General features: G+C 34.3%; 10 protein-coding genes. 2 read left to right on the top strand and 8 right to left on the bottom strand.

Going from position 1 to position 12,144, the window contains the following annotated elements; translation table 11 throughout:
• Nucleotides 1-36: 36 nt before the first annotated feature.
• The 8 genes from C564_RS0119780 to argR form a co-directional block, all read right to left on the bottom strand.
• Nucleotides 37-1,701, bottom strand: coding sequence for a glycoside hydrolase family 13 protein (locus C564_RS0119780; protein WP_018766528.1), 1,665 nt, complete (start codon nucleotides 1,699-1,701; stop codon nucleotides 37-39).
• Between the two features lie 445 nt (nucleotides 1,702-2,146).
• Nucleotides 2,147-2,830 (bottom strand): hypothetical protein, encoded by a 684-nt coding sequence (locus C564_RS0119775; protein ID WP_003194745.1) that lies wholly within the window; start codon nucleotides 2,828-2,830, stop codon nucleotides 2,147-2,149.
• Between the two features lie 138 nt (nucleotides 2,831-2,968).
• Nucleotides 2,969-3,658, bottom strand: coding sequence for a Crp/Fnr family transcriptional regulator (locus tag C564_RS0119770; RefSeq protein ID WP_018766527.1), 690 nt, complete (start codon nucleotides 3,656-3,658; stop codon nucleotides 2,969-2,971).
• A 199-nt stretch (nucleotides 3,659-3,857) separates the two neighbouring features.
• Complete coding sequence (gene arcC, locus C564_RS0119765; RefSeq protein ID WP_003194742.1) at nucleotides 3,858-4,820, bottom strand: carbamate kinase; 963 nt, start codon at nucleotides 4,818-4,820, stop codon at nucleotides 3,858-3,860.
• A 36-nt stretch (nucleotides 4,821-4,856) separates the two neighbouring features.
• Nucleotides 4,857-6,272 carry an arginine-ornithine antiporter gene (gene arcD / locus C564_RS0119760; protein ID WP_003194740.1) on the bottom strand — a complete coding sequence of 472 codons (1,416 nt, stop codon included), beginning with the start codon at nucleotides 6,270-6,272 and terminating at the stop codon, nucleotides 4,857-4,859.
• A 95-nt stretch (nucleotides 6,273-6,367) separates the two neighbouring features.
• Nucleotides 6,368-7,366 carry an ornithine carbamoyltransferase gene (argF, locus tag C564_RS0119755; RefSeq protein ID WP_026008635.1) on the bottom strand — a complete coding sequence of 333 codons (999 nt, stop codon included), beginning with the start codon at nucleotides 7,364-7,366 and terminating at the stop codon, nucleotides 6,368-6,370.
• 30 nt (nucleotides 7,367-7,396) lie between these two features.
• A complete protein-coding gene (arcA, locus tag C564_RS0119750; protein WP_003194737.1) occupies nucleotides 7,397-8,629 on the bottom strand; it encodes an arginine deiminase in 1,233 nt (410 codons plus the stop codon).
• Nucleotides 8,630-8,905: 276 nt separating this feature from the next.
• Nucleotides 8,906-9,355 (bottom strand): arginine repressor, encoded by a 450-nt coding sequence (gene argR / locus C564_RS0119745; protein WP_018766526.1) that lies wholly within the window; start codon nucleotides 9,353-9,355, stop codon nucleotides 8,906-8,908.
• Nucleotides 9,356-9,752: 397 nt separating this feature from the next.
• Between argR and C564_RS0119740 the strand changes: the two genes are divergently transcribed.
• Together C564_RS0119740 and C564_RS0119735 are read left to right on the top strand one after the other, a co-directional pair.
• Complete coding sequence (locus C564_RS0119740; RefSeq protein ID WP_018766525.1) at nucleotides 9,753-11,087, top strand: FAD-binding oxidoreductase; 1,335 nt, start codon at nucleotides 9,753-9,755, stop codon at nucleotides 11,085-11,087.
• Between the two features lie 192 nt (nucleotides 11,088-11,279).
• Entirely contained in the window at nucleotides 11,280-12,002 is a 723-nt protein-coding gene (locus C564_RS0119735; RefSeq protein WP_018766524.1) for an amino acid ABC transporter ATP-binding protein, read from the top strand.
• Nucleotides 12,003-12,144 lie beyond the last annotated feature (142 nt).

The following is a 12,144-nucleotide window of genomic DNA, read 5'->3' as shown; positions in this document are numbered from 1 at the left end:
TCATAAAAAAAGATGCTACGAGAGCATCTTTTTTTATTAAGAAATACGATAAACCCTTGTTTCATAAGGTTTTAAAGTAATTGTAGTACATTTATTATGTTCCGCTACTTCATAGTTATTTAAAAGCAAACGTTTGCGTTCTAAAGAGAATGTATCCTCATTATACACAGCATTTTCTTTAGATATATTACTAATCACAACAACTTTTGCATCATTTAACGTACGCGTATACGCATAAACCTGCGGATCATTCTCTAAAATCAAATCATATGTGCCATAATTAAATACATCATGCTCTTTTTTTAGTGCAATCATCTTTTTATAGAAATTAAAAATAGAACTAGTCTCTACTTGCTGCTTTTGAACATTAATTTCTTTATAATTTGGATTCATTCCAAACCACGGTTTCCCTGTTGTAAAACCAGCGTTTTCTTCATCATTCCATTGCATTGGTGTACGTGAATTATCACGACAAGATGCCCAAATAATTTCCATCATTTCTTGATGTGATACGCCTTCTGCAATTTTCTCGCGATATAAATTCTTAATTGCTACGTCATCATAATCTTCAATATTTTGGAATTGAACATTTGTCATACCAATTTCTTGTCCTTGATAAATAAACGGTGTTCCGTGCATAAAGAAGTACATTGCTCCTAAAGCTGTTGCACTTTCACGCCAATACTGTTTATCATCTCCCCACGTAGAAACAATCCGTGGTTTATCATGATTTTCAATATACAACGCATTCCATCCCTTATTTTCTAAACCTTTTTGCCACTTCGTTAACACCTTTTTCAGTTCCACAACATCAAGTTCCTTTTTCTTTTCTGCATCCCATAAACTTAAATGCTCAAACTGAAATACCATATTAAATTTACCGTTTTCTTCTCCAACCCAAAGATCAGCATCTTCAACTTTGACACCATTGGCTTCCCCAACAGTCATAATATCGTATTTTGAAAATGTATTCTCCTTCAACTCTTCTAAAAGTGGCTGAATTCCATTTACATTCATATGTTTATCAAAAGAAGGCACATACTTTAACCCTTTTGGATTTGGCATGTCTTTTAGGCCTTCTTCTTTTTTGATATGACTGATTGCATCTACACGGAAACCATCAATTCCTTTATCTAGCCACCAGTTTACAGTATCATATAAAACTTCACGGACCTGTGCATTCTCCCAGTTTAAATCTGGTTGTTTACGTGAGAATATGTGTAAGAAATATTGATCTGTTACTTCATCATATTCCCAAGCAGAACCGCTAAAGATACTTTCCCAATTATTTGGCTCTTCTCCATCCTTACCATCGCGCCAAATATACCAATCACGTTTTGGATTATCTTTAGACGAACGCGATTCAATAAACCAAGGATGTTCATCACTCGTGTGATTAATAACTAAATCAATAATGAGCTTCATACCACGTTTATGCACTTCATCTAGTAATTCATCAAAATCAGCCATTGTACCAAATTCATCCATAATGTCTTGATAGTCACTAATATCATAACCATTATCATCATTCGGTGATTTATACATTGGACAAATCCAAATTACATCGACACCTAAATCCTTTAAATAATCAAGTTTTGTAATAATACCTTGTAAATCTCCAATACCATCACCATTGGAATCCATAAAGCTACGTGGATAAATTTGATAAGCGACAGCTTCTTTCCACCATGTTTTATTCATAATAATTCTCTCCTTTTGCATCCATCTTAAAAATTTATGCAAACGTTTTCGTAACACTATCATAACAAAATATAGAGAGTTTGCAATGAGAAATTTCATCTTATTACTAAATATCTACTTTTCTTTAAGAAACAATACTCCATTTCATTAACCTTACATATTTTTATGGTGTACATACTTGGTGGGAATTTCTCACTCCCCTTTATCATTAATAAAGTGAAACTTTAATCAGTGGGGGATTCTTCATCCCCCACTGATTATTAGCCCTCACCAATCGGGCTTTTACGGACAGTTGGTTCCCTGAATTTTGATGTGTGGGTCTTAATTACAAATAAAAAGTCATCCAATTTATGCCCGATTATTCGCAACATTTTGGATGACTAAAGTTTACTTTTCTTTTTCATTTCTAATTCTTTCTCCTAATAACAAACCTCATTTTCATAAACTAATTATCTGTCTTATGATTTTTATTTAATGACCGCAATTTAATATTTGGTGCTTTATTTTTCACTACGACGTCATCATAAACAACTGGAACTTGAAACTCAAATTGCTTTGTTTCATGTCGCTGTAAGTAAATAGGTGTTGGTACCTGATAACTCTTTAATTTTTGATTTGCATCTTGATATAAAACAAGTTGTAATGCTTGTGAATGATTGCGATAATTTTTTAAAGTGACGACGCAATTTTGTTCAAAATTATCCCCCTTTTTCTCCATCGTACATTGGCTATCCTCTTTTTTGTATTCAATTGCCTCTAGTCCTTTTTTCCCTGTGTAATGCCATGTTTTATCAAGAGTTTGAAGTATTTCATTTAAAGTAAATGGCATTATGATAATCAAGACACTCATACACACTACTTTTATGTTATTTAGCTTTTTTAACCAATTAGAATCCTTCTTTTCTAACCACTTTATAAGAAATAGAAAAGAAATTGCTTGTAATGCAAAAGAACAAATCCAGATATTCGAAATCTTATACCCCATATAAATATATGTATCTACTGGAATCCCGTATGCGTGAAATAATTTTTCTCCAATTAATTCATTATCATTTGGCATTTTTATTAATAGTAATACTCCGACACTGTAAAAAATGGCTACTAATCGATCATATTCAATCCGAATCATTCTTTCTCCCTTCTCCTTTGTTTTTTATTATCGATTTTAGCTAACATTATCGGAATATACAATCTTTTTATAGGGAATAACATAAAAAAGTTCCTTATAAATATATAAAGAACTCTATTAATATACAATATGAAGTTTTCACATCGAAATTTCCTCAAAGTACGTTGGATTATGTATAGTAATTTTTTTACCTAGAACCGTAACAATACTATCATTTTTCAATTGTTTTAATACACCGCTAACAGTCTCTCGAGATGTTCCAGATATCTTTGAAATTTCAATTGTTGTAAGTGGACATGCGATTACAATTTCCTCACCATCTTGTTCTCCTAAATCATTCATTAAATAATTTAATGTCTGGATAACACGATCTTGTGCATTTGGGATTGTAATATTTTGCACCCGATTTTCGTTAATTTTTAATATAGAGGATAACTGCTGAACAACGTACATTAGCTGTGTCCGACTTGCTTTTACCATATCTTCAAAAATCACTGTAGGAATATAGTAAACATCCACATCTGTCATTGCTTCCGCTGTATAATTATATGCATTGTCTGTAAACATACCACCATAAGGGAAAATAGAAAGTCGCTTTACATAGTCTTCATATAATAAATTCCCGTTTTGATTTACTCGCTCTAACTTTACAAAACCATCTAGCATAAAATAAATTCTTTCTCTTGAATCACCTTCTAAAAATAAAAACTGACCTTTCTTATAAGTTCGCCAATAAACAAACTCTGATAGGCTTTTTAATTTTGTATCTGTTACATGAGAAAATAATTCAAACTGCTTCAAGTCTTTAACTACGTTCCGTCTGTTCATAAAATTCCTTCTCTCTTGCTATATATCGGAGTGAAACATCGAGAAAGCGTATTCAATTTTATTTTATCACACTTAACTTACACAGCTTTTGTTTATCATGAATACTTTATGAACGTTTTATCCAAAAATTAACAAACAAAAAAAGAATGAAGTTGCTACCTCATTCTTTTTGAAATTACTAGTAATAGAAGAGCTATGTTTATACACAAGCATATACGTCCTGCTTAGAAATAATCGTACCAGCTTTTTCTTCTAACGCTTCATATACTTTTTCTAATGAAGTAATAATTGTTTTTCGCTTTGGATCTGCATTTGCAAAACTAATAGCAGCTTCAATTTTTGGAAGCATACTACCTGCTGCAAATTGTTTCTCCTGTATATACCCTTCTAATTCATCGACTGTAACTGCCTCTAATCTCTTTTGATTAGGCTGATTAAAATGCACATAAACATAATCAACTGCCGTTAAAATCACAAGTGTATCAGCATCTACTAGTTCTGCTAACTTTTGAGCTGCAAAGTCCTTATCAATGACAGCTTCAGTACCTTTTAACCCTTCCTCAGACTCAATAACGGGGATTCCTCCACCTCCAACAGCAATGACTATATTTCCACCTTCAACTAATGAATTGATTACTTTATGCTCGTGAATGCTCACAGGCTTTGGTGATGGCACAACGCGTCTCCATCCTCTTCCTGCATCCTCTTTAAATACAGCTTTTGTTTCTTCCATTAACTTTCTTGCTTCTTCTTCTGTATAGAAAGGCCCAATTGGTTTTGTTGGATTTCGGAATGCCTCATCCTTTTCATCCACGACAACACGTGTTATAACCGTGGCTACTTCTTTTTTTATTTTACGCTTTTTCAAAGCCTTTTCAATTGCATTTTCCATCCAATATCCGATCATCCCTTGGCTCATTGCACCACAAGTATCTAACGGCATTGCCGGTGTTTTTTCGGTATCTGCTGCTTTTTGTTGCAATAAAATATTACCTACTTGCGGGCCATTTCCATGTGCAATAACAATATCAACGTTATTTTCCATAATTTTAACAAGTTGTTCTGCTGTTCTTTCTAATGCTTCTTGCTGCGCCTCGGCAGTAGCATTTCCAGATTGTATAGCATTTCCCCCTAGTGCAACTACGATTTTTCTTCGTGTCATATTTCAACCCTCCAATTAATTCAGTTTCACAAAATTTTATAAAGTGATACTCCCTGTAATTAATCCATAAATCGCGAAAAATGCTAAGGCACCAATAGCTACAGAGGATGCCAGTTCCACACGAGTAAATATTTGTTTTGGATTCGTTTGCTTTTGAACATTGTAAAAGATGAAAATACCAGGCGCATATAATGTCATTGTTAGTAATAAGTAATCTAAGCCAGCTGCATACACTAACCAAATTCCATAAATACTTGCTACCAAACCAATGATTATATTTTTTGTTCGATCTTTTTCTTTAGATTGTAAACTGTGCTTAAATTGATAGAATGCTGAAAAAGCATACGGAATTAAAATAGCAGAGGACGCGAGAGAAAATGCAAAATTATATGCTTGATCTGAAACAACAAATGTTAATAAGAAAATTTGAATTAAACCATTTGTTATCCATAATGAATTTATAGGAGCTTTGTTTTTGTTTTCTTTCGCAAACCACTTTGGAAACACTCCGTCTTTAGCAGCTAAATATGGAATTTCAGATGCGAGTAGCGTCCATCCTAACCAAGCACCTAATACAGAAATTACTAAACCTAAGTTAATAAAAATAGCGCCCCATTTTCCGACAACGCTTTCAAATAAATACGCCATAGATGGATTTTTCAAATTAGCAACATCAGCTTGTTGCATAAGACCAAGAGATAGTAATGTAAGTAGGATATAAATGATGAGTGTACCAATTAATCCGATGACTGTTGCTTTCCCCACATCGCTTCGGCTTTTCGCACGACTTGATAAGACAACAGCCCCTTCTACACCAATAAATACCCAAAGAGTTACAAGCATTGTGCTCTTAACTTGACTACCTACTGCTCCCCAAGAAAAGGAACCAGCTTGTCCCCAAAAACCATCTAAGAAAATATCAATATGGAAGGCGAAAATTCCTACAACAATAAAGACAAATACAGGCACTAATTTTGCAATTGTTGTTACTAAATTTACAAGTGCTGCTGATTGTACCCCACGTAAAATTAGCATGTGAACACACCATAGCAATATACTCGCTCCAATAATCGAAGCTACATTTTGTCCACCTTCAAAAACTGGGAAAAAATAACCTAATGAAGAGAATAATAATGTACCGTAAGCTACATTACCAAGCCAAGCAGATAGCCAATATCCCCAGGCACTATTAAATCCCATAAAATTACCAAATCCTGCTTTTGCATAACTAAAAATACCACCATCTAAATCTGGTCTTTTTACAGTTAAATTTTGAAATGATAATCCAAGAGCAATCATCCCAATCCCTGTTATAACCCAACCGATAATAATGGCTCCCGCACCAGCGCCTTTTGCCATATCACTTGCTAAGTTAAATGCTCCACCGCCTATCATGGAACCAACGACAAGAGCTGTTAAAGTAAATAGTCCTAGTTTCTTTTCTTCACCCATTACACTCACCTCTCTTTAATTGCAATAAGAAGAAAACAACAATAGTGAATGATAGTGTCTAAAGGAGGAGAAAGAAGGAAGATTACCTTCCTTCTTTACTCCATATTTCCTAAAGTAGCTGCCATAACCGCTTTAATTGTATGCATTCTATTTTCTGCTTGATCAAATACTTTTGAATGCTTACTACGGAAGACTTCGTCACTTACTTCCATTTCTTTTATTCCATATTTTTCATAAATCTCTTCTCCGTACATTGTTTCCACATCATGAAATGCAGGTAAACAATGTAAGAACATCACATTTTCATTTCCAGTTGCTTTAATCATTTGCATATTTACTTGATAAGGCGTCAATAATTCAATACGTTCAGCAAACTTATCTTCTTCCCCCATAGATACCCATACATCTGTATAAATTACATCCGCATCTGCAACAGCCTCTTGAACATTACTTGTTACCATTACTCGATCATTATATTTTTTTGCTAAATCAATAACTTCTTGTGCTGGCCATAATGATTCTGGTGTACAAATACGGACTTCCATTCCAACAATTGCACCGCCGACTAATAAGCTATTTGCTACATTGTTCCGCCCGTCCCCAACATAAACGAGCTTAACGTCTTTTAAACGTCCCACATGCTCTCTTATTGTTAATAAATCTGCAAGTGTTTGTGTTGGATGCCACATATCTGTTAAGCCATTCCATACTGGCACACCAGAATTGTTTGCTAAAGATTCTACTGTCGCATGATCGAAACCACGGAATTCAATCCCATCAAACATACGCCCTAAAACTTTTGCTGTATCTTCAACAGATTCTTTTTTTCCGAGCTGAATATCACCTTTACCTAAGTATTCAGGGTTGGCACCTAAATCTGTACAAGCTACTGTAAATGCACACCGTGTACGAGTTGAAGTTTTTTCGAATAAGAGTGCAACATTTTTACCTTCTAAATAACGATGCGGAATACCATTTTTCTTTTTCTCTTTTAATTCTGCTGCTAAATCTAGAAAGTATAATAATTCTTCTTCCGTAAAATCTTTTTCAGCAAGAAAACTTCTTCCTTTTAAGTTTGGTTTAGTCATCAACATGATTCATCCCTACTTTCTCCGTTTTTTATACTAAATATCTTTTCGAACAATCGGCATACTCATGCAACGTGGACCCCCACGACCGCGAGATAATTCCGAGCTGAGTACTTCAATAACTTCTATACCATGCTCACGTAATAAAGCATTAGATACATAGTTGCGATCATATGTAACAACTACTCCTGGCGCAATCGCCAATGTATTAGATCCATCGTTCCATTGTTCACGAGCAGAAGCGATCACATCTCCTCCTCCGCAAGGGATAAGTACTAATTCACTTAAACCTAACACTTCTTTTAAAGCTTCAGTTAAAGATGTACGATGGGTAATTTTAAGAGTTTCTTCATCCTTTCCTTTTTCTAATATATATATATTCATATTTCCTTTTGGTCCTTGAATAGCTGGGTGAATTGTAAATTTGTCATAATCGACCATTGTAAACACTGTATCTAAGTGCATAAAAGCACGACATTTTGGAATTTCTATTGCTAGCACTTTTTTAATTTTATTTTGGCGACTAAATAAGTTTTTAGCTAAACGCTCAATTGCTTTAGCTGAAGTACGAGCAGATACCCCAATTGCAATTGTTTCCTCATTTAAAATCAGTTCGTCGCCACCTTCAATCGGAAATTTATAATCACGATCTAACCAAACTGGCACATCATGACTTGCAAATCGTGGATGATGTTTAATGATATATTCCATAAACAATGATTCACGTCTCCGTGCCGGTTCTCTCATTTTGTTAATTGTTAAACCGTCACCTATACTAGCTGCTGGATCACGAGTAAAATATAAATTTGGCATTGGATCTAAATAAAATGGATAATGATCTTCCATTAATTCATACAGATGCGTTTTTTTACTAGTTTCAATTTCGTTTTTCCGCACGCCACCCATAATTTTCTGAATCAATTCTTCATTTGAAAAGGAAAGTAAATATTCTTTTAAAGTTTGATGTGCAACATTTACGTCAGTCTGTCCTTCTTTTAAAATACGATCAACAAATTCTTCACGAAGTTTTTTATCAACTAACGCCTCAGCTGCTAGTTTTTCTAAATAAAGAACTTCAACACCCCGATTGCGTAATGTTTGTGCAAAATAATCATGTTCTTTTTGAATAATTGGTAAATATGGGATATCGTCAAATAATAATTGTTGCAAATAATCTGGCGTTAAATTTTCCACTTCTTTACCAGGACGTTTTAATAAAACCGTTTGTAATTCCCCAATTTCTGAAGTAACATGTATCGGATGTTTCATTTGTTGTACCTCCTTTTAAATTTGTTTGATGTCTACAAATACATAATAAACGGTACGTACTTCCGTTCTTGTGAAAGCGCTAACATTTTCAAGTGGAATATTTCACAATTTATTTTTTAAAATAATATATATTTGTATTTTTATAAGGTTTTTTGCTCCATATTTTGCAAAACAGCTATATATTACGTATATATAATGAATAACCCTTTACTAATTCATATTAAAATTTCAAAAAAAGATCCTATTTCTAATAAAAATTAGAAATAGGATCTTCACTTACATAATCAATTTCAATCTTTCTTCTAGAACCTTCCTATCCGATTGTGATCGAGAAATCACAAGGCACGTATCATTTCCACATATACATCCTACTTTTTCTTTCCAATCTAAAGAATCCAATAATACACCAATAACATGGGCATTTCCCGGTAATGTTTTAATGATTGTTAATTGCTCTACACAATCAATTTTCACAACAACTTCTTTTATTTTTTTCTTTAATTTCATATCCGTTTGTAAACTGTCTTCTGAAAAAATCTTATATATTGTTAATCCACTTGCAGAGGTTACCTTTATTAAATTTAATTCACGAATATCTCGTGAAATCGTTGCTTGTGTAACTACTACACCATGTTCTTCTAACAATTCTACTAATTTCTCTTGTGTATCTATTTCACACTCTCTTATCAATTGTTTAATTAGCCGTTGTCTTTTCTCCTTTTTCATAAAAGACATCCTTTCGAATATTATAACTTTATTATATCTTGCTATAATTTCCATTCGAAAGAGATAAAGGTAAATGTTGCGGAAACGTTCATAGTTTATAATTATCCCTCTTATATGATTTCATCCTGGACTATGTCCTGCATGTGCTTAAGAAAGGGGACTTCTGTTGGAGTACTGCTAAAAATTTCTATAGTATCTAGTATGGCAACACTAAATACATACTGCTGAATACACATCCATATGTTTCTAATTTCAATTAAATTTCCCAGAAAAATATACTAACATTTTAATCAGCCTATTCATTCTTCATATACATACTATTTATAATTCAAACACTCTTAAACAAGCTTTCTCATACAATAATAAGAACCAATCTCATATGGAAAGGAACAATATAATGAAAAAAACAAAATTAACAGGGCGCATTGTAACTCCAGAAGATCCTGAATATGATGTAGCTCGCATAAACTTAAATTTAAGTCTTCCAAAGCTCCCCTGCATAATTGTCTTCTGTCAAAATACTCAAGATGTATGCAATGCCTTGAAGTGGGCACGTGAACGTCATATACCATTTCGTGTACGAAGTGGTCGCCATAACTATGAAAACTTTTCCCTTGTGAATCGTGGACTTATTATTGATGTAAGTGAAATGAATCGAATTATAGTCCAGCAGGACAGCTTAACAGCAACCATTGAGGCTGGAGCAGACCTTGGTGCTGTTTATAAAGAGCTGTGGAAATATGGCGTCACATTACCAGCTGGCACCAGCGCCAGCGTTGGAATTGTTGGATTAACACTTGGTGGTGGCATTGGTATGTTATCACGCTTATTTGGATTAACTTGTGATCAACTATTAGAAATAGACATGGTGCAAGCAGTTGGTAAAAAAGGGGCAAGATTTATTCGTGCCAGCGAAAGAGAAAACGCTGATTTATTTTGGGCATGCTGCGGCGGTGGCGGTGGGAACTTCGGAATTGTTACATCTTTAACATTTCGTGTTCACCCCATTCAAAACGTCTCGATTTTTTCACTCACTTGGGAATGGAAAGACTTTATTACCGCATTTCAAGCTTGGCAAAACTGGGCACCTTATATAGATGAGCGTCTTACTTCATCTATTGAATTATTTTCTAAACAGAGAAATAAAATTGAAGTAAAAGGAGAATTTGTTGGTCATCCTTCGGAACTCCTCGATTTACTGGCACCTGTATTACAAGCTGGAACTCCTTCTCTGTTCATAGAAGAAGTTCCTTATATACAAGCAGTTGAATTCTTTAATAGTGGTAACATCCCAGAAAAATTCAAACGTTCTGGTTCTTATGTATATAAGACAATTCCGCTTAAAGGGATTCAAGTTCTAAAGCATTTTCTTAGTCATGCTCCAAATTCTTCAGCGAGCGTTTGGCATCAATCACTCGTAGGAGCTGTAGAAGACATTGCTCCAAGTGAAACAGCTTATTTCCATCGAAAAGCAATTATTGCTCAAGAATACCTTACATCTTGGAAATGCGACAATAAGGAAGAACAAAATATACGTTGGATTAAAGATTTACGAAATGCTATGGCACCTTATACATTAGGTGATTATGTCAATTGGCCTGATATTGATATTACAGATTGGCAAAACACTTACTATGGCACAAACATTACAAGGTTACGTAAAGTAAAAACAGTATACGACCCTTGTAATGTTTTTCGATTCCCACAAAGCATCCCTCCCTTCCATAAATAAAATATAAATTTCTCTCACTTTTTTATTTTCTTCAAAGCCTCTTTTTATCACTTTACTAACCGAATCATCTTCCTAATTTCACGTCCTCTAGACAATGTTTTTCGCAAAAAATAAAGGGTTTTGGCACTTTATGACTAATAACAAAAATAAGGGAAAACATTTGTAAAATACAAATTTGACTGGGGGATTGGTATGATTCAAGTTCAAAATCTAGTAAAGTCATTTGGTTCATTAGACGTTTTAAAAGGGATCAATTTAGAAGTAAAAGAAAAAGAAGTTGTTGTTTTAATTGGCGCGAGCGGCTCAGGAAAAAGCACTTTACTTCGTTGTCTCAACTTTTTAGAAATGTACGATGAAGGAGAAATTCACTTACAAGGGAAACGAATTAATCCTAAAAGTACAAACTTAAACAAAGTCCGCGAAAATGTTGGAATGGTATTTCAACATTTTAACCTCTTTCCACATATGACCTCATTAGAAAACATCATAGAAGCACCTATTCATGTGAAAAAAATGGACAAAACAAAAGCGAAAGAAATTGGAACCGACCTATTACAAAAGGTTGGATTACAAGACAAAGCAAACGTGACACCTCACCTTTTATCTGGTGGACAAAAACAACGTGTTGCGATCGCACGCGCACTTGCAATGAATCCTAAAATCATGCTATTTGATGAACCTACATCTGCTCTTGATCCTGAACTTGTTGGAGAAGTACTCCAAGTTACGAAAGAGCTTGCTGGTGAAGGAATGACAATGGTAATCGTCACCCATGAAATGAACTTTGCACGGGATGTAGCAGATCGCGTCATTTTTATGGATAATGGACAAATTGTAGAGGATGCACCACCAGAACAATTTTTTTCAGCACCGTCAAATGAGAGAGCAAAACAGTTTTTACGAAACATTTTATAGAGAGGGACTTCTCTCCCCACGAATACTTAAACCATTAAAACTCATACGGGTGGCCTAATTGCCCCACCCATGGAAACTTTCCATAGCAATTAAGATACGGCTGTTTACCCCGTATGTGCAGGATGAATATATAGGAGGGGTT

Origin of the sequence: Bacillus sp. 105MF, assembly GCF_000374885.1 — a bacterium.
In the GTDB taxonomy this organism is placed as follows: domain Bacteria; phylum Bacillota; class Bacilli; order Bacillales; family Bacillaceae_G; genus Bacillus_A; species Bacillus_A pseudomycoides.
The sequence above is the reverse complement of the archived record's forward strand: the minus strand, read 5'-3'. Positions and strand labels throughout refer to the sequence as shown.